Raw genomic sequence first — 17,640 nt, forward strand, 5'->3', positions numbered from 1 at the left:
GTCGGTCAAGACGCCAGGCCAGGGCGGCGAACAGTAGACCCGTCCCGAGTTTCCCGTGGATCGCGTCGTTCAAGAACGAGCCCACGGCGACCCCTGGCAGCAACGCGAGCGCGACGACCATCGTCGGTCCACCTCCTTGGGCGCAAGGTCACACGATCGGCGGGCCGGACGGTGTAAAGCACCGGGGCCAAACCCGTAACAATTGCTGAGTGTTCAACGATCAAGATTACAGAAGGTAGTTTTGATCGTTATTTACCGCCCATTTGTCACGGACAGTAGTATCAGCGGGGGAACGCATGACAGATTCGATTGGTGTCGCCGTCATCGACGGTCACACGCTAACCCGGTACGGCCTGGCGAACCTGGTGGGCTCGGCCGCCGACATCCGCATCGTGGGGGAGTGTGGTTCGGCCGCGGAGGCTGCCGGCCTCGTCGCGGCAACCGAACCCGACGTGGTCGTGCTCGACGTCGCGCTGCCGGACGGCGACGGGATGCGGGTCGCCCGTGAACTCCGGGACCGCTATCCCCACCTCGGCATCGTCCTGCTCACGTCCGACACAGAGGACGATGTCCTCTTCCGTGCCCTGGAAACAGGCGTGTCCGCATTCGTCTGCAAGACAGCGCCCAACGCGGAAGTGCTCGCCGCGATCCGGCACGCCGCAGTAGCCGCAGAGTCCTTCACGGCCACGGGCCTTGCGCTGGCACTGGGCCGCCGCGCAACGCTGCATGCCGGGCTCGTGCTCAGCCCGCGCGAGCGAGAGGTGCTGTTTCTGCTGGCGGATGGACTGTCCGTGCCGGCCATCGCCAGGTCGATGTACGTCAGCCCCTCAACGGCCAAGACCTATGTAGCGCGGCTCTATGAGAAGCTCGGCGCCTGCAACCGCGCCCAGGCCATCATGGCCGGTCTGCGGCTCGGTCTGATCGAGCAGCACCTCTCAGCGCCCGCCGCCTAGGAGGCGATGAGTGCGGGCGACTATGACCGGGTTGACCGCGGCGGCTGCGGGACTATCGCTGTCGGCCACTTGGCTGACACGGTGTCGGCCGAGTGGCCGGGACAGTCAGGCGTTCACCCGCTGTGACACACGCCTTGCAGAGACGAGTGTTTGAGGCGGCAGCAAGCGGCATCTGGGGGGATGAGCGTCGGCTTCGCGCGCCGGGTCCAGGGGTCGGACGCCGGTACGCCGGTCGATCCGTCGCGCGTTGCCGCGCCTGGAAGACCCTGTCTCCGTCGCCTGCCGGAGCATCTGCAAAGGAAGCACCATGGAACACCGCCTTCGGGCCACCATCCTGGCCGCCCGAACCGTCCACCGCGCCTCGAACCGTCGACCCAGCCGCCGAGTCCACCGAAACCAGGAGACGACCCGGCGGAAGAAGAACGAGTCCGGCTTCACCCTGATCGAACTGCTGATCGTGATCGTCATCCTCGGCGTGCTGTCCGGCATCGTCGTGTTCGCCGTCAGCGGCATCCAGGACCGTGGCAACGCTGCCGCATGCAAGACCGACAAGAAGACCGTGCAGGTCGCCGTCGAGGCGTACTACGCCAAGAACGGCGCCTATCCGGCCGCCGGTGACGCCGGCTGGCTCCAACTCACCGTCGGCATCGACCAGTTGCTCCGCGACAGACCAGCCGGTACCGGCTACACCATCACGCTCGGCATCGGAGGCCTGGTCACGGCAACCGGCGCCTGTACCTGATCGATATCCGCCCCTCCCCGCGCTCCTCACAGCGCGGCGGCGGGTGGACCGGCTCGGAGGAGGGCCGGTCCACCCGTCGAGGGGAGCACCGCAGTACCGCCCGAGCAGTACTGCCCGGGTAGTACCGCCCGAGAAGGCTGGCGACCGGACCGTCGTACCGCGTCGCCTCGGCATACCGGCTGTCCTCGCAGCCGGTATGCCAACTCGGCGGGCGGTCCGATCGATCCGGAAGGGATGGCATGAAAGTTCCCGCACCCGGCAGCCGGGTGGACCTGTTGCTCGAAGAACTCTGGAACGCCGGCGGCACCGACCTGCTCCTGACAGTGGGGATGGCGCCGCAGTTGCGCGTCCACGGTGTTCTGCGCCCGGTCGCCGACCGCACCCGGTTGACCCGCATCGATACCGACACCCTGCTCGCCGAGATGCTCAACCCGCATCGGTCGAACGTCCACCAGACCACCTACGAGCACGACTTCTCGTTCTCCTGGCGGGAGAACGCGCGGATCCGCGCGAACGCGTTCACCCAGCGCGGCGACACGGCGATCGCGCTGCGGATCATCCCCCGCAGCATCCCGACGGTGTCCGAACTCGGCCTGCCGGCGATCGTCGGCAAGTTCGCCCAGCTCCAGCAGGGCCTCGTCCTGGTCACCGGCCCGACCGGTTCGGGCAAGTCGACCACACTCGCCTCGATCATTCACCAGATCAACACCGACCGGGCCTGTCACATCATCACCATCGAGGACCCGATCGAGTACGTGCACGAACATCGCCGGTCGGCGGTCAATCAGCGCGAGGTGGGTAGTGATACGGCATCGTTCCCAGACGCCCTCCGCGCGGCGCTGCGAGAAGACCCGGATGTCTTGCTGGTGGGGGAGATGCGCGACCTGGAATCGATCCGGTTCGCGCTGACGATCGCCGAGACCGGCCACCTCGTCTTCGCCACCCTGCACACCAACGACACCGCGCAGTCGCTGGCGCGGATCATCGACGTCTTCCCGGCCGAGCAGCAGTCCCAGGTCCGGGTCCAGCTGAGCGCGGCGCTCAGCGGCGTCGTCTACCAGCGGCTGATCCCGCGGACGAGCGGCGGCCTGGTCGCCGCCTTCGAGGTGATGGTCGCCAACGCCGGCATCCGCAACCTGATCAAGGAAGGCAAGACGCACCAGCTGCGCAACGCGCTCGTCACCGGGCGCCGCGAAGGCATGGTCACCCTCGAGCAGTCGCTGTCGGCGCTGCTCCAGGCCGGCGAGATCTCGTACGCCGATGCCGTCTCGCGCTGCGCGCATCCCAAGGAACTCGAAGTCCGGCCGAGGACAGGAGCGGGTAGCAGACCATGAAGCATCGCGGACGGGGAACCGCGCCATTGGCGCAGCAGGCCGCAACCATCGATCTCCCGCAGCAGAATGCGCTGGCCGGTATCGCCGAACGCGTGCAGGCTTTCCAGGACAGGCACTTCACGCCGGACGACGTCGCCGTCGAGAACGAGGACGCGCCGGTCGTCCAGGTGGTCCAGCTGATCATCACCCAGGGCCTGCGCGATCGCGCCTCCGACATCCACATCGAGCCGCACGACGACCGGGTCCGGGTCAGGTACCGGGTCGACGGCGCGCTGCGCGACCAGATCGAGCTGCCGGGCGCGATCGGGCCGGCCGTGGTCAGCCGGATCAAGGTGCTCGCCGACCTGAACATCATCGAGCGCCGGCGCTCCCAGGACGGCCAGATCCGGATGAAGATCGAAGGTCGCGAGGTCGACATCCGGGTCTCGACCACAGCCGTCGTCGGTGGCGAGAAGGCCGTCCTGCGTCTGCTCGACAAGAGCCGCCCGCTGTTCCGGCTGGAGCAGCTCGGAATGCCGCCCGAGCTGGCCGAGCGCTATGCCGCGCTGCTGCGTACGCCGTACGGGATGGTCATCTGTGCCGGGCCGACCGGGAGCGGCAAGACGACGACGCTGTACGGGTCGCTGACCGAGATCGACAGTCCCGAGCGCAACATCATGACGATCGAGGACCCGGTCGAGTACTCCTACGCCTCGATCAACCAGATCCAGATCAACGAGGCGGCCGGGATCACCTTCGCCAGCGGGCTGAAGGCGATCCTGCGACAGGACCCCGACGTCATCCTGGTCGGCGAGATGCGCGACGCGGAGACGGCCCGGATCGCGGTGCAGTCCGCGCTGACCGGGCACTTCGTGCTGTCGTCGGTGCACGCCACCGACACGGCGACCGCGCTGCACCGGCTGCTCGACATGGGGATCGAGACGTTCCTGGTCGCGTCGTCGGTGAGCGCGGTCATCTCGCAACGGCTGATCCGGCGGATCTGCGCCAACTGCCGCGAGTACTACGAACCACCTGTGCCCGAGGTCGCGTTCCTCCGCAGTACCGGGGCCGGTGTGCCGGTTGGCGGGCTCGTGCGCGGCGCGGGGTGCGACCAGTGCTCGCGGACCGGGTATCTCGAACGGACCGGCGTGTACGAGCTGATGCCGGTCTCCGAGACGATCCGCGAGCTGGTGGTCGAACGGGCGCCGCTCGCCGAGATCCGCAAGACCGCTTGCTACGAAGGGATGCGGACGCTCCAGGAGGAAGGCGCGCGGCTGGTCCAGGCCGGCGTCACCACGGTCGCGGAGGTCGTCCGCTCGATCTACACGGTGGGGATGCAATGACGCGGTACGCGTACGTCGCGCTGGAACCCGGCGGTAAGACCAAGCGCGGCACCACCCGCGCGGACACCCGGGAGGACGCCGAGCTGGCGTTGTACGAACGCGAGCTGCGCAACATCCGGCTGACCGAGAAGCCCGGGCTGCTGAAGCTGGAGCTCACCGCCAAGCGGGTCAAACGCGAGGAGGTGATGCACCTGACCCGGCAGCTCGGCGCGTTCGTGCAGGCCGGGATGCCGTTGACCGAGTCGGTCCACAGCCTCGGCCGGGAGTCGGACAACCTGACGGTGCGCCGGATGATGTACGAGGTCGAGGACGGCCTGCGGGACGGCGAGAAGCTGTCGGACTGTTTCGACCGGCATCCGCGGATCTTCCCGGAGTACTACCGCGGCATCCTGCGTTCGGCCGAGCTGAGCGGCCGTCTCGACACGGTGCTGGCCCAGCTCGCGCGCTACCTCGAACGCGATCTCGAGGCACGACGGAGGATAAAACAAGCCTTGATCTATCCCTCGGTCGTCGCGGGGATGTCGCTGGTGACGATGATCGTGCTGGCCGGTTTCGTGCTGCCGCGGTTCAAGGAGTTCTTCAACAGCCTGGGCGCTGAGTTGCCGCTGCCGACCCGGATCCTGCTCGGCGTCACGGACTTCCTCACCCAGTGGTGGTGGGCGCTGATGATCGGCGCCGGACTACTTATTCTGACCCTTGTCTATGTGCTTAGTACACCGCCTGGACGCTACCTGCGCGATCGGTTGTACCTCGCGCTGCCCGTGATCGGCTCGACCGTGCGCTACGCCCTGGTGGAGCGCTTCTGCCGCATCCTCTCGTCGATGGTCGCCGCGGGAGTCCAGCTGCCACAGGCTTTGCGGATCGCCACCGGATCGCTGCCCAACCGCGTCTTCCGGCGCGCGCTGGCCGGCGTGATGGCGTCGATGCTCGCCGGGGAAGGGCTGGCTCGGCCGCTTGCCTCGACCGGACTGTTCCCCGGTACGGCCGCGCAGATGCTGCGAGTGGGGGAGGAGACGGGGACGCTCGACCGGCAGCTCGAGGTGACTGCGCAGTACTACGAGGGCGAGCTCGACTACAAGCTGAAGAAGCTGATCGGGCTGTTCGAGCCGGCGGTGATCATCGTGATGGGTGCCGTGGTCGGGTTCGTCGCGATCGCCCTGGTGTCGGCGATGTACGGCGTCTTCCGGCAGGTGCAGGGCTGATGCGCGGCGGATCCGCTGAGCGGGGCGAGAGCCTGCTCGAGCTGGTTGTGGCGATTGCGTTGATGGGGGTGGCGATCGTCGCGGTGATGTCCGGGTTGACGACGACCGTGCTGCTGTCCGACGTGCAACGCAAGGAAGCGACGGCCTCCTCCGCAGTCCGCGCCTACGCCGAAGCGCTCCAGCAATTCGTTGCCAGCGGCCACTATGTTGCCTGCGCGAGCGCCGGATCGTACGCCGTACCGGGGTTCACGCCACCGGCCGGGTTCACCGCGCGCATCGTCGCCGGGTCCGTGCGGTACTGGGCAGGCGCGCTCTGGTTGCCGTTGTGCCTGCCGGATCGCGGGTTGCAGAAGCTGCGGGTCTCGGTGGAGAGCACGGACGGGCGCGCCTCGGAGTACCTGGACGTGGTATTGCGAAAGCCTTGTGGTGTGGAGGATCCGCCGTGCTCGTGAAGCGTGCCGAGCGTGGTTTCACGTTGATCGAGCTGCTGATCACGATCTCGTTGATGGGGGTGGTGGGCCTCGCGCTGTCCGACCTTGTCATCAGTGCACTCAAACAGATGAGTGCGGCCTCGGACCGGCTCGACCTGTCCCAGGACGAGCAACTCGGCGCGGTCTATTTCGCCCGGGACGTTGCGGCCTTCGGTTTGCGGGACTACGGTGCGGCGATCGGCGGGGGATCCCTGCCGTTCAAGCCGTCGCTCCAGCTGGACGCGGCCGACGACGCCGGCGGCACGACCTGCGGCCCGGTACCCGTCTCGGTCCTGCGCCTGCTCTCGGACGACTGGGACCTGTCCACCGCCCCGCCAGTACGCCGTACCACCGTCGTGGCGTACTACCTCAAGCCCGTCGACGGGGTGCTCGAGCTGCACCGAGCGAGGTGTGCCGGCTCGAGTACTCCGTCGTCGGATGTCCGGCTGTCCGAGAGCGTGAAACCCGGGAGCGTGTCCGTGAGCTGCTCGACACCGTGTACCGCGGTTGTCGCGCCGCTGTCGGTGACACTGCGGTTCCTCGCGACCAAACCGTCCATTGGCGACCAGGAGATCGTGTTGAGCGGCCTGCGGAGACAGTCGTGAGGTGTCAGTCATGAGGGGGCGGGACGAACGCGGGTCCTCGCTGCTGATGGTGCTCGTGGTGATCACCGTGGTCGCATTGGCGCTGTCCGCTCTGCTGACGAGGTCTGATGCCGCGCAGAAGGTGACCGAGAGTCTGCGGAAGGACGCGGCCGCGTCGGCCACGGCAGAGGGCGCCATGCAGGCGGCGATCAACAACCTGCGCAACAGCAGCTACAACGGCGAGCCGGGCCAGCACTGCTTCGGCCTGTCGGACACCCTCTCGCTGCTCGCCTTCGACGGCCTCAAGCCGGTGGCGGTGAAGTGCCAACCGGACCCGAAACAAGCGATCGTCCAATGCGGGGTGGCTGCCGCTTGTAACCGCCCGGACAACGCCATCCTTGCCCTCAGCACGATCCCCGGCGAGACGGCGCTCTCCGTGTCCCAGCCAGGCGGCTCGACCTTCCGCATCCACGGCAAGGTCTTCGCGAACTCGAGCATCGACGTCACCGCCGGCACGCTATCGGCCAGCGGAACGCTCTCAGCCCGAGGGCTCTGCTCCGACGGTGTCCTGGTCCCTTTATGCGGCCTGGGTGGCTCGCTTGCAGCGGCCCCCGCCTACGAGCCCGCCGTGGCGACTGTCCCCGCCCGCCGCTCCCTGCCGGCCTGTACTACACCCAACTCGGTCGTCACCTTCGTCCCCGGCTACTACGACGACGCAGACGGCCTGTCGACCATGATGAGCGGCACTAGCCCCTGCCACGACAGCACGTGGTGGTTCAAGCCAGGCGTCTACTACTTTGACTTCCACAACACCACGAACCCCCTACTGACAGGCAACAACACCTGGACCGTCAAGGACGGCACCCTGGTAGCCGGCACACCTGTCAACGCAGCCGGCGCCGCCATCGGCGCCCCGCCGGTGCCTGCCGCCATCCCCGGCTCCTGCGCCAGCCCCGTGGGTGGTGCACCTGCAGCCGGCGTGCAGTTCATCTTCGGCGGTACGAGTCGCCTCGACGTTGAATCCGGCAAGGCGGAGATCTGCGGCACCTACTCCGCCAGCAAGCCACCTGTCGCCGTCTACGGACTCACCAGTGGAGCCGAGACGGCTTCCAGCGACGTACTGAAGCCGACGGCGGTCAGCCTGTTCAGCAAGTTCGGCTCGTCGGCGACACCTGCGCGCCTGGGCACCGTGGACGATCAGGCAGCCTCCTGGAAGAGCACTGCGGTGAACGACACGGCCGGATTCACCTTGAGCGGCTACAGCCAGGCCGGCGCGATCCCGGTCGGCTCCGTCCTCGAATCGGCCGAGTTGAAGATCACCCACCGGCACAGCGACCCGCTCACCACCGACAAGCTCGACCTCTCGGTCGACGTCGGCCCCGGCGCACCGATCACTGCCACGGCGACCGGCCGGCCAGGCGGAGCGGCGTACGGGGTGACAACGATTCCACTCGACGCGTCTCGCACCGGCTCGCTGGCGCGCTCCGTGTACGCCGGCATCTTCACCGGCGCCTCAATCTCGCTCACCGCCGGTCTCACCGCGAAGGACGACACCGAAGACATCGATGCCATCCGAATCGAACTCAGCTACCGGGAACCCGCGCTCCGCAAGGGAAACGGCTGTGTTGTGGACGGCCCTTACCCGGCGAACGGCTGCGCGCTGATCGCCGGCAACGTCTTCGTCGACGGTACGATCTACGCCCCCGAAGCCGCCCTGGATCTCACCTCTGCGGGAGGAAATCGCCCGCTCGTCAAAGCCGGTGTGGTGATTCGTGCTTTGCGGGTTTCGATAACGGGCAGTCTCACTGGTGTGGCGATCGATTTGCCGGACGTTTCACCCGGGTTCACCTTCGGGCTGCATCTGTCCGTCTATCTCTGCCCCGGCACGCTGATCTGTGTGCCGAGCGGACGGCCGGCACTGCAAGCCAAGATCGGCCTGATCGACGCCGATCCCACGTCACCCGATCCCGGGCGGCGCAAAGTCACCGTGCTCGGCTGGTGGCGACCTGGCTGATGGGGGTTCTGACGCGCTCGTGGGTGCATTCGGTGGTCGGGGGAGAAGAAGCAATGAGTGAACAGGTCAAGGTCGTCGTCGTGGACGGCCACACGCTGGTCAGGTTCGGCCTGACCGGACTGGTCGGACAAGAGCCGGACCTGGAGCTCGTCGGCGAGACAGGCCTCGGCGCCGAGGCAATGGCGATAGTGGCGACCGCCAAACCCGACGTACTGGTCCTGGAGGCCGTCCTGCCAGACCTGGACGGCTTGCAGGTGGCCCGCGACTTCCGGGACCAGTATGCCGAGCTGGGTATCGTCCTGCTCGCCTCGGACGGCCGGGACGACGTCCTCTTCCAAGCGCTCGAATCAGGAGTCTCCGCCTTCGTCACCAACACAGCGCCGATCGAGGAAGTCCTTGCGGCGATCCGGCATGCAGCAGTAGCAGCCACGAGCTTCACCGCGAGCGGCCTGGCGCCTGCAATGGCCAGGCGCGACCAACCCTCCGCCCAGCCACTTCTGAGTCCCCGTGAAGCCGAGGTGCTCTCCCTGCTCGGCCAGGGCCTCTCAGTACGCGCGATCGCCACTTCGCTCTGCGTCAGCATCTCCACGGCCAAGACCTACGTGGCACGGCTCTACGAGAAGCTCGGCGCCTCCAACCGCGCCCAGGCGATCATGAACGCCCTGAAGCTCGGCCTGCTGCAGTCCTCGTGACTCACCCGGGAGAGCTACTCTCTCCCGGTGGACGACCGACGCGTAGTGGTACTAGTCGTCCCGGCAGCCGGTACTTGGGCCCCGCCGGGCCGAACCCCCGACGCTTGGCGCCTGGCGCTAGCGGAGGACACGTACGAAGTACTGGCTTCTCTGGACCGAGTAGACGTCGCAGTAGCCGTTGCTGGTGGAGACGAAGCTGGTCTGTCGGAGGTGGCCGCTCTGACCTGGCCCGACACCCCCGTGTACGCCGTGGACCCCGCGCGCCCCGTCCTGGACGCAGTCGACCAGGCCGGCCCCGCCGCGGCGGTTGTAGCCGTCAGCTTCGACGTACCCGATCTCCCAGGGCTTCTGATCGGCAAACTGTTCCGCGCCCTCGGCTCGGCCGACCTGGCTGTCACCCCCGCGGAAGACGGCTCTCTCGCGGCCATCGGCATCAAACTCCCGACGGCCTCCTGGGTCACGGCTGCCGCGCCGACCTTCGACACCCCACTGGCGGAGCTGGAGAACCTCAAGCCCCGCCGCCACGCCATCGCCCTCGGCCCCGGCTGGCACCGTCTGCGTTCAAACGCTGACTTGGCGCGACTGGACCCCGGCCTAGAAGGCTGGGACGCCACCAGATCCCTACTTCGAGGTGCTTGAGCCGTCACCTTCTCGCCGCTGGCTCGTTTCACCAGGCAGCGGGGACATGGGGGAATTTCCACGGGGACCTGTGGCCGTCGTCGCAACCGACTGCCGGTGCCGTTCAGGGGCGGTTCTACCGACAGCCGGGGAAGGGGGGAGCGACGACGGCCCCACCCAGTCACAACCGTGTGCGGGCCGACAGACAGGGACCGGCCCGCACACCCCGCCTCGACACGCCAACTGCTGACTAGCCGATCGGCCGGTAGGACCTTTCGACGAGTTTCTCGACAGCCGAATCGATACCGCTCGGCAGCTCGCCGACACCGAACCACGCCAGGTCGTGCGATTCCTCACTGACCACGTACTCCGTCCCCGCCGCGGCCGTCACCCGGAACTGGACGTCCAGGTGGAACCTGCCTTTGCAGCCGCCGGCCGTGAGCTCATGACGCGACAGCTGTAGCGGAACCGGATCGATCAGCAACCCGCTCAGTCCGGACTCCTCGGTCGCCTCCCGTAGCGCCGCGCCCGACAGCGTCGTGTCGCCCATCTCACAGTGCCCGCCGAGCTGCAGCCACCGGTTCACCAGGCCGTGCAGCGTCAACAGCACCCTGGGCGTCGCCGGATCCACGACCAGCGCGCTCGCCGTCAGATGCTCGGGCCGGGACGAGCGCCACATCCCGTCCTCATGCCCGGCCAAGTACTTCAGATAGTGCTCCCGCAGCTCAGCCTGCTCGGCATCCGGCGGATCCCAGCCAGTCAGTACTGCGGTCGCATCCGCGTGCAAACTCACTTGTCGCCTGAACCGCCCTTGTCGCCTGAACTGTCGCCCTCGTCGGTCGGGCGGTCCTCGTCGGTGAAGAAGTCGCTGATGTCGATGTCCGCCAGCTCACCCGCGTGCTGAGCGAACCCGATCGGGTCATCCAGATCAGCAGCGCTCGGCAGCAGATCCGGGTGCGACCACAGCTCGTCGCGCCCATCGACCCCACGGGCATCCCGTACTGCGGCCCACAGGTTTGCCGCGTCCCGCAGCCGCCGGGGCCGGAGCTGCAACCCGACCAGGGTGGCGAAGGTCTGCTCCGCCGGACCCCCGGCCGCGCGACGACGGCGTACGGTCTCTGCCAGCTGTACTGCGGCCGGCATCCGGTCCTTGGTGGCCTCCCGGACGACGTCGTCGACCCAGCCCTCGACCAGCGCGAGCGCCGTCTCCAGCCGGAGCAGTGCCGCCTTCTGCGCCTCGGAGTCCTCGGGCTCGAACAGGCCGCCCGCGAGGGCCTCCTGGATGGCTTCCGGGTTCTGCGGGTCGATCTCGGACATCGCGCGCTCGATCTTCCCGCTGTCGACCTCGATCCCCGCGGCATAGTCACCGACCGCGGCGAACAGGTGCTGCCGCAGCCACGGCACTCCGGCGAACAGCCGCTGGTGCGCGCACTCGCGCAGTGCGAGGTACAGGCGGACGTCCTCGTCGGTGAGCTCCAGGCCCTCGGCGAACTTCGCCACGTTGTCGGGGATCAGTACCGCCTGGCCGGCCGGGCCGAGCGGCAGGCCGATGTCGGAGGAGCTGACCACCTCGCCGGCCAGCTCACCCAGCGCCTGACCGACCTGGGCGCCGAAGATCGAGCCGCCGAGCTGACGGAGCATGCCGCCCATCGGTCCGGCCAGCTGCTGCGCCTCGGCGGGCAGGGCGCCGCCCATCGCGCCGGCGACGTGCTCGGCGACCGGGTCGACGACCGTCTGCCAGACCGGCAGGGTGTTCTCCACCCACTCCGCCCGGCTCCAGGCCGCTGACGTGGCCGATGCCTCGGGCAGCGTGGTCGCGGGGTCGAGCCAGTGCTCGGCCAGCCGCACCGCGTCGGCGACGCGCTCGGTGTCGGTCGGCGTGACGGACCTGTCCCCGGCAGCGGAGACGGTCTTGCGCGCGATGTCCTTGGCCAGGTCCCAGTTCACCGGCTTGCCGTCACCCGAACCGCTGAGCAGCTGCTGGACCTGCGCGAAGATCGCGTTCAGGTCTACGCCGTCAGCGCCGCCAGGGCCGGCCGCACCGGAGAACTGCTGGAACATGGCCTCGAACGGAGTTCCCTTGAACGGGTTGTCCGGTTCGTCGCTCATCGGAGTGGGCCTTCCTGTGCAGGTGGGGCGTACTACTCCAACGTACTGGTTGCCCGGCTCCGTTCCTCCGAAGGCGAACGGATTACCGTAGTAGGCGGCCGCTGGTGCGACAGTGTAGACAGTATGGTGCGCGCAGAGAGTAAGGACCGATCATGACCGAGACCATCAGGCTGCTGGACATCCGCGACTCCGCGCTGTCCAGCGACGAGGTGCTGGCCGCGATCGCCGACCCGGGCGCCGGCGGTACCGCGCTGTTCATCGGTACCGTCCGCAACCACGACCACAATCTCCCGGTCGACGAGCTCACCTACGAGGCGCACCCGGACGCGCTCAAACACCTCCGGGTCGTCGCCGATCGGGTCTGCGAGAACCCCGCCGTGACCGCCTTGGCGGCCGTGCACCGCACCGGAGTACTGACCGTCGGTGACACGGCTGTGATCGTCGGTGTGGCCGCCGCGCACCGCGATGTCGCCTTCGCCGCCTGCCGTCAGTTGATCGACGAGCTCAAGGCGGAGGTTCCGATTTGGAAACACCAGCGCTTCACCGACGGTGCGAGCGAGTGGGTAGGCACTTGCTGACCCGTACGCTGGGCGCATGAAGGTGGCCGGATGAAGGTCTTGGCGTGGCTGGCGTTCCCGCTGGTCGCCACCGCCCTGGCGATGTGCTGGGCGGCTTGGCGCGGGCGGAGTCGCGGTCCCCGCCGGTCCGGTGGCGCCTTCGCCTCGGTGGAGGAGTTCCGCCGCTTCAACGAAGCGGTGGCCGCGCCCAGTCCCCGCTCCACCCCTGAGCCGCGCCGCGGGCTGCGGGGTCTCTTCCGGAAACTCAAGATCGCAGGGCAGGGTTCGTGACACGTCGCACCGCCACGCTGGTCACCTCGATCGTCGTGCTCATCATCACGCTCGGACTGGTCACCGTCTTCCCGGTGCCGTTCGTCTCCTTCAGCCCGGGGCCGGTGAAGAACACCCTGGGCGAGTCGAAGGGCAAGCCGGTGGTCGAGATCACCGGTCACGAGACCTTCCCGACCACGGGCGAGCTGGACCTCACCACCGTGAGCGTCACCTCGCCGGACCGTGAGCTGACCCTGCCGCAGGCGATGCGCAACTGGCTCGACCCGCACCACGACCTGTTCCCGCGCGACATCATCTACCCGCCGGAGCAGAGCGCCGACGAGGTCGAGCAGCAGAACACCGCGGAGATGACCGGCTCGCAGGACAGTGCCGTCGCGGCCGCCCTGCAAGAGGCGAAGGTGCCGTTCAAGCCGAAGGTCTCGACGGTCTCCAAGGACAGCCCGGCCGACGGCAAGCTCAAGCCCGGCGACATCGTGCTGCAGGTCGACGGCACCACGCCGACCCAGGTCCCGCAGGTCGGCGAGCTGGTCCGCAAGCACCAGGTCGGCCAGGACATCAGCTTCCTGATCAGCCGCGCCGGCAAGCAGCAGACCGTCGTGGTGAAGACCGCCGCCACCCCCGGCGACGCCAAGCGGCCGATGGTCGGCATCACGATCGGCGTCGACTCGGCGGTCAAGGTGACGGTGAACCTCGGCCAGGACATCGGCGGCCCGAGCGCCGGTACCGCGTTCGCGCTGGCCATCTACGACAAGCTGACCGACGGCGACCTGCTGGCCGGCAAGCACATCGCCGGCACCGGCACCATCGACGCGCTCGGCCAGGTCGGCGCGATCGGCGGCATCCAGCAGAAGATCGCGGGCGCCAAGAAGGACGGCGCGACCGTCTTCCTGGTACCGGGTCCGAACTGCGAGGCCGCTCTGCACGCCGGCGTGGACGGCATCCGCCTGGTGAAGATCACGACGCTGCACGAGGCGATCGACGCTTTGAAAGCACTGGCCAGTGGAACTGGAGACGTCCCGGCATGCACGAAGTAGGACCTGACAACACCATCCCCGCCGACGCGCTGAGCCAGGCGGTGATCGAGATCGAGCGGCATGTCAGCAGCGCGGGCTGGGATCAGCCCGCGCAGCTGTTCGCGCTGGTACCGACCGGAGATCTGCTCGCCGCCGAGCCACAGCTGGCCGCCGAGCTGGGTGCGGACGACGCGTCCCAGCCGCTCACCCCGGTCGCCCAGGGCGAGCTGCCCGGTGGCATGGACGACGAGCACCTGGCCGAGGCGCTGGCCCGGATCGAGTGGCCGGAAGCGGTGAGCGGCTGTGCGGTCGCGGTCGAGCGGGTGGTGCTGCCGGCCTCGGTCGAGACCGGCCTGACCGCTGCCGAGTCCGACGCCGAGCTGGCCCGGCTGGCGGGTTCCGATCCGCGCCGGCACGAAGTACGGATGGTGGCCGCTGTCCTGCGCGACGGGGACCGGTTCGGCGCCGTCCGGCTGCGCACGCATGACGAGGACAGCGCGGTACTCACCGGCGTCGACTTGGTCCCAACGCTTTGCCAAGTACTGTCATTGACATTCGAGCCAACGACTTCAGGCAGTCCTGGTTCTGTGCTGGGCGGTACGAGTGACAACGAGGAGAAGCTGCCATGAGTGACGGCGTCTACGACATGCCGGAGGAGCCGAGGCGGTCGCGGCGAACGCCCGGCCAGCGCCCGCGGGCTCTACTGCCCACGATCGCCACCCTGATCGTGCTGCTCATCTTGTTCAGCGTCTTCACCGACGTCTGGACCCAGCGGCTCTGGTACCGGGCGGTCGATCTCGGCTCGGTGTTCAGCACCGTGCTCGGCACTCGCGTGCTGCTGTTCGTGGTGGTCGGCCTGCTGATGGCCGCCGCCGTGGTGGCGAACGTGATCGTCGCCTTCCGGACCCGGCCACGGGTCGCCATCGCGCCGTCGCCCAGTCCGGGCTTCGAGCGGTACGGCGACCTGCTGCAGCAGCGCGGCAAGATCGCCATCGGCGTGCTCGCCACGCTGATGCTGGTCTTCGGCGGCTCGGCCGCGTCGGGGGAGTGGAAGGTCTTCCTGGCCTGGAAGAACCGGACCCCGTTCGGCGTCGTCGACAAGCACTTCGGCAAGGACATCTCGTTCTTCGTCTTCGACTACCCGTGGCTGCGCGTACTGCTCGGCTTCGGCTACTCGATCGTCCTGCTGTCGCTGGTCGCCGCGATCATCACCCACTACCTGTACGGCGGCTTCCGCCCGTCGGCGAAGGGGCAGAAGGCCTCCGGTGCCGCGCAGGTGCAGTTCTCCGTGCTGCTCGGCCTGCTGGTCCTGCTGAAGGCGTTCAGCTACTGGCTCGATCGTTTCGGGCTGGCCACGTCCGACAGCAGGCTCTTCACCGGTATCGCCTACACGGGAGATCATGCCGTCTTGCCCAGCAAGGAGATCCTGGCCGTCATAGCAGTGATCTGTGCCGGCCTCTTCTTCGCCAACGTGGTCCGCAAGACCTGGCTGCTGCCAGGCGTCGGTACTGTCGTGCTGGTCCTGTCGGCAATCCTGCTCGGCGCGCTCTGGCCGGCTGCCCTGCAGCAGTTGCGGGTCCGCCCGAGCGAGCCGGTGAAGGAAGCCTCGTACATCACCAAGAACATCGAGGCGACCCGCCAGGCCTACGGTCTGGAGAAGACCAAGGTCATCAACTACGACGCGACCACGCAGGCCAAGCCGGAGCAGCTCGTGCAGGACGCCGGCGTCCTGCCGGGCATCCGGCTGATCGACCCGAGCGTTGTCGGGCCGACCTTCGAGCAACTGCAGCAGGTCCGCGGCTTCTACGCGTTCCCGACCGACCTGGACGTCGACCGGTACAAGATCAACGGCGAGGTCCGCGACACCGTGATCGCGGTCCGCGAGGTCGAGATCGACCGGCTGCCGGCCGGCCAGCGCAACTGGAACAACGACCACACCGTCTACACCCACGGGTACGGTGTCGTCGCGGCCAACGGCAACCAGCGCGCGGCTGACGGCTCGCCGGTGTGGTCCGAGAAGGACCTGCCGCCGGTCGGCGACCTGGGCGACTACGAGCCGCGGATCTACTTCGGCGAGCAGTCCCCGAACTACTCGATCGTCGGCGGCGCGAAGGGCGGCGCCCCGGTCGAGCTGGACACCCCGGAAGGCAAGGACGGTGGTCCGCCCACGCTGAACACCTACACCGGCAAGGGCGGCGTACCGCTCGGCTCGTTCGGCAACAGGTTGCTCTACGCCACCAAGTTCCGCGACGCGAACCTGCTGCTGTCGAGCCGGGTGAACGATGACTCGAAGATCCTGTACGACCGCAACCCGCGCGAGCGGGTCGAGAAGGCCGCGCCGTGGCTGACCCCGGACGGCGACCCGTACCCGGCCATCGTCGACGGCCAGGTGGTCTGGATCGTCGACGGCTACACCACGTCCGCGAACTTCCCGTACTCGCAGAAGGTCGCGCTCGACGACAGCACCCGGGACACCACCACGGGCCGCGGCACGATCGCGCAGCAGCCGAGCGAGGAGATCAACTACATCCGCAACTCGGTCAAGGCCGTCGTCAACGCGTACGACGGTTCGGTCAACCTGTACGCGTGGGACGAGAGCGACCCGCTGCTGAAGACGTGGATGAAGGCCTTCCCGGGCACGGTCAAGCCGCGCTCGGACATCTCGCCCGCGCTGATGTCGCACCTGCGCTACCCCGAGGACATGTTCAAGGTGCAGCGCGACCTGCTCGCGAAGTACCACGTCACGGACTCGACCACCTGGTACCAGAACAGCGATCTGTGGCGCGTACCGGCCGACCCGACCGTGAACGCGAGCGGTTCGGACGGGCAGCCGGCGGACCAGCCGCCGTTCTACCTCTCGCTGCGGATGCCGGACCAGACCGACACGAAGTTCTCGCTGACCTCGGTCTACGTGCCGAACGCCAACCGGGAGAACCTGACCGGCTTCCTGGCGGTCGATTCCGAGGCTTCGTCGCCGGACTACGGGCAGTTCCGGATCTTGAAGTTGCCGGGCAACGTCCAGATACCCGGGCCGGGACAGGTCGCGAACAAGTTCCAGACCGACGACGGCATCAGACAGGCGTTGCTGCCGCTCAACCAGCCGACCAGCGGTGCCAGAGCCCAGTTCGGCAACCTGCTGACCCTGCCACTCGGTGGTGGTCTGCTCTTCGTGCAACCCGTCTACTCGGTGCGCACCAGCGGTTCGGGTAGCTATCCGGTACTGCGGTACGTGCTGGTCGGGTTCGGAGATCGAGTCGCCTTCGGCACGACCCTGAAGGAAGCGTTGGCGAAGGTCTTCAACACCAGCGTGGAGACGGGCGAGAAGCCGCCGGGCGGCGAGCCGACAACTCCACCGACGACGACGAACCAGACGGTTACACAGGCGCTGGCGGAGGCACAGACCGCGTACACGGCCGCACAGGCAGCGCTGAAGTCCGGCAACCTGGCCGAGTACCAGGTGCAGGTCGACAGGATGAAGGCGGCGATCGACCGAGCCGTATCGGCCGGCGCGGTGCCGACCACGCCTTCAGGCACACCTTCAGCCCCGACAACCCCAACCAGCCCACCAACCTCCCCAACGGGCTAGCAGTAGTAGTGGTCTTCTGATCCGGGCGGCGGCACCTCTGGTGTCGCCGCCCGGACCTTTTTCCACAGCTCTGAAACTCGTCGCCGGTTTGACGAAGAACCGGTGCACCTTCTCTGGCAAGGAACCCTTTCACCCGCAGCTCCACCGGGTGCT

The 17,640-nt window shown here is 67.9% G+C and carries 17 protein-coding genes; 15 read left to right on the forward strand and 2 right to left on the reverse strand.

From position 1 onward, the window contains the following. The first annotated feature begins 296 nt into the window (after positions 1-296). The 10 genes from G3I17_RS11670 to G3I17_RS11715 all read left to right on the forward strand — a co-directional run bounded on the left by G3I17_RS11670 (position 297) and on the right by G3I17_RS11715 (position 9,952). Entirely contained in the window at positions 297-953 is a 657-nt protein-coding gene (locus tag G3I17_RS11670) for a response regulator transcription factor (RefSeq protein ID WP_164595978.1), read from the forward strand. A 307-nt stretch (positions 954-1,260) separates the two neighbouring features. Further along, positions 1,261-1,695 carry a prepilin-type N-terminal cleavage/methylation domain-containing protein gene (locus G3I17_RS11675; RefSeq protein ID WP_164595979.1) on the forward strand — a complete coding sequence of 145 codons (435 nt, stop codon included), beginning with the start codon at positions 1,261-1,263 and terminating at the stop codon, positions 1,693-1,695. A 239-nt stretch (positions 1,696-1,934) separates the two neighbouring features. Beyond that, positions 1,935-3,029 (forward strand): PilT/PilU family type 4a pilus ATPase, encoded by a 1,095-nt coding sequence (locus G3I17_RS11680; RefSeq protein WP_164595980.1) that lies wholly within the window; start codon positions 1,935-1,937, stop codon positions 3,027-3,029. Next, a complete protein-coding gene (locus G3I17_RS11685) occupies positions 3,026-4,351 on the forward strand; it encodes a GspE/PulE family protein (RefSeq protein WP_164595981.1) in 1,326 nt (441 codons plus the stop codon). Before G3I17_RS11680 ends, G3I17_RS11685 begins: the two co-directional genes overlap by 4 nt. Then, on the forward strand, positions 4,348-5,553 hold the full coding sequence (locus G3I17_RS11690) for a type II secretion system F family protein (RefSeq protein WP_164595982.1): 1,206 nt from the start codon (positions 4,348-4,350) through the stop codon (positions 5,551-5,553). The genes G3I17_RS11685 and G3I17_RS11690 overlap by 4 nt, the downstream gene beginning before the upstream one ends. Beyond that, the gene (locus G3I17_RS11695) at positions 5,553-6,005 is read left to right on the forward strand and encodes a type II secretion system protein (protein WP_164595983.1); all 453 of its coding nucleotides are present in this window, start codon (positions 5,553-5,555) and stop codon (positions 6,003-6,005) included. The genes G3I17_RS11690 and G3I17_RS11695 overlap by 1 nt, the downstream gene beginning before the upstream one ends. Then, a complete protein-coding gene (locus tag G3I17_RS11700; protein WP_203590024.1) occupies positions 5,996-6,628 on the forward strand; it encodes a type II secretion system protein in 633 nt (210 codons plus the stop codon). The genes G3I17_RS11695 and G3I17_RS11700 overlap by 10 nt, the downstream gene beginning before the upstream one ends. Positions 6,629-6,638: 10 nt before the next feature. Next, complete coding sequence (locus G3I17_RS11705; protein WP_164595984.1) at positions 6,639-8,621, forward strand: hypothetical protein; 1,983 nt, start codon at positions 6,639-6,641, stop codon at positions 8,619-8,621. A gap of 53 nt (positions 8,622-8,674) precedes the next feature. Continuing rightward, complete coding sequence (locus tag G3I17_RS11710) at positions 8,675-9,313, forward strand: response regulator transcription factor (RefSeq protein ID WP_164595985.1); 639 nt, start codon at positions 8,675-8,677, stop codon at positions 9,311-9,313. Between the two features lie 27 nt (positions 9,314-9,340). Further along, complete coding sequence (locus G3I17_RS11715; RefSeq protein WP_164595986.1) at positions 9,341-9,952, forward strand: DUF2064 domain-containing protein; 612 nt, start codon at positions 9,341-9,343, stop codon at positions 9,950-9,952. A gap of 229 nt (positions 9,953-10,181) precedes the next feature. Here the strand turns inward: G3I17_RS11715 and G3I17_RS11720 are convergent, their stop codons facing one another. Together G3I17_RS11720 and G3I17_RS11725 are read right to left on the reverse strand one after the other, a co-directional pair. After that, a complete protein-coding gene (locus tag G3I17_RS11720; protein WP_164595987.1) occupies positions 10,182-10,724 on the reverse strand; it encodes an NUDIX domain-containing protein in 543 nt (180 codons plus the stop codon). Further along, a complete protein-coding gene (locus G3I17_RS11725; protein WP_239062462.1) occupies positions 10,721-11,992 on the reverse strand; it encodes a zinc-dependent metalloprotease in 1,272 nt (423 codons plus the stop codon). The genes G3I17_RS11720 and G3I17_RS11725 overlap by 4 nt, the downstream gene beginning before the upstream one ends. 200 nt (positions 11,993-12,192) lie before the next feature. Here G3I17_RS11725 and G3I17_RS11730 point away from each other — a divergent pair, with 200 nt between their 5' ends. From G3I17_RS11730 to G3I17_RS11750, 5 genes are read left to right on the forward strand one after another with little or no spacing between them, the layout of a single operon-like run. After that, the gene (locus tag G3I17_RS11730) at positions 12,193-12,618 is read left to right on the forward strand and encodes a molybdenum cofactor biosynthesis protein MoaE (RefSeq protein ID WP_164595989.1); all 426 of its coding nucleotides are present in this window, start codon (positions 12,193-12,195) and stop codon (positions 12,616-12,618) included. 30 nt (positions 12,619-12,648) lie between these two features. Beyond that, a complete protein-coding gene (locus tag G3I17_RS11735) occupies positions 12,649-12,888 on the forward strand; it encodes a hypothetical protein (RefSeq protein ID WP_164595990.1) in 240 nt (79 codons plus the stop codon). Continuing rightward, on the forward strand, positions 12,885-13,922 hold the full coding sequence (locus G3I17_RS11740; RefSeq protein ID WP_164595991.1) for a PDZ domain-containing protein: 1,038 nt from the start codon (positions 12,885-12,887) through the stop codon (positions 13,920-13,922). Before G3I17_RS11735 ends, G3I17_RS11740 begins: the two co-directional genes overlap by 4 nt. Then, complete coding sequence (locus G3I17_RS11745; protein WP_239062400.1) at positions 13,910-14,530, forward strand: PPA1309 family protein; 621 nt, start codon at positions 13,910-13,912, stop codon at positions 14,528-14,530. The genes G3I17_RS11740 and G3I17_RS11745 overlap by 13 nt, the downstream gene beginning before the upstream one ends. Then, positions 14,527-17,487 carry a UPF0182 family protein gene (locus tag G3I17_RS11750; protein ID WP_164595992.1) on the forward strand — a complete coding sequence of 987 codons (2,961 nt, stop codon included), beginning with the start codon at positions 14,527-14,529 and terminating at the stop codon, positions 17,485-17,487. Before G3I17_RS11745 ends, G3I17_RS11750 begins: the two co-directional genes overlap by 4 nt. The last annotated feature ends 153 nt before the right edge of the window (positions 17,488-17,640 follow it).

The sequence above is a fragment of the Streptomyces sp. SID13031 genome (assembly GCF_010548305.1).
Classification (GTDB): domain Bacteria; phylum Actinomycetota; class Actinomycetes; order Propionibacteriales; family Kribbellaceae; genus Kribbella.

What these genes read in the sequence shown, in the direction of transcription:
- G3I17_RS11750 (WP_164595992.1), top strand. Translation starts at nt 14,527, where the DNA reads ATGAGTGACGGCGTCTACGACATGCCGGAGGAGCCGAGGCGGTCGCGG.
- G3I17_RS11730 (WP_164595989.1), top strand. Translation starts at nt 12,193, where the DNA reads ATGACCGAGACCATCAGGCTGCTGGACATCCGCGACTCCGCGCTGTCC.
- G3I17_RS11745 (WP_239062400.1), top strand. Translation starts at nt 13,910, where the DNA reads ATGCACGAAGTAGGACCTGACAACACCATCCCCGCCGACGCGCTGAGC.
- G3I17_RS11690 (WP_164595982.1), top strand. Translation starts at nt 4,348, where the DNA reads ATGACGCGGTACGCGTACGTCGCGCTGGAACCCGGCGGTAAGACCAAG.
- G3I17_RS11685 (WP_164595981.1), top strand. Translation starts at nt 3,026, where the DNA reads ATGAAGCATCGCGGACGGGGAACCGCGCCATTGGCGCAGCAGGCCGCA.
- G3I17_RS11675 (WP_164595979.1), top strand. Translation starts at nt 1,261, where the DNA reads ATGGAACACCGCCTTCGGGCCACCATCCTGGCCGCCCGAACCGTCCAC.
- G3I17_RS11670 (WP_164595978.1), top strand. Translation starts at nt 297, where the DNA reads ATGACAGATTCGATTGGTGTCGCCGTCATCGACGGTCACACGCTAACC.
- G3I17_RS11680 (WP_164595980.1), top strand. Translation starts at nt 1,935, where the DNA reads ATGAAAGTTCCCGCACCCGGCAGCCGGGTGGACCTGTTGCTCGAAGAA.
- G3I17_RS11725 (WP_239062462.1), bottom strand. Translation starts at nt 11,992, where the DNA reads ATGTTCCAGCAGTTCTCCGGTGCGGCCGGCCCTGGCGGCGCTGACGGC.
- G3I17_RS11735 (WP_164595990.1), top strand. Translation starts at nt 12,649, where the DNA reads ATGAAGGTCTTGGCGTGGCTGGCGTTCCCGCTGGTCGCCACCGCCCTG.
- G3I17_RS11705 (WP_164595984.1), top strand. Translation starts at nt 6,639, where the DNA reads ATGAGGGGGCGGGACGAACGCGGGTCCTCGCTGCTGATGGTGCTCGTG.
- G3I17_RS11695 (WP_164595983.1), top strand. Translation starts at nt 5,553, where the DNA reads ATGCGCGGCGGATCCGCTGAGCGGGGCGAGAGCCTGCTCGAGCTGGTT.
- G3I17_RS11710 (WP_164595985.1), top strand. Translation starts at nt 8,675, where the DNA reads ATGAGTGAACAGGTCAAGGTCGTCGTCGTGGACGGCCACACGCTGGTC.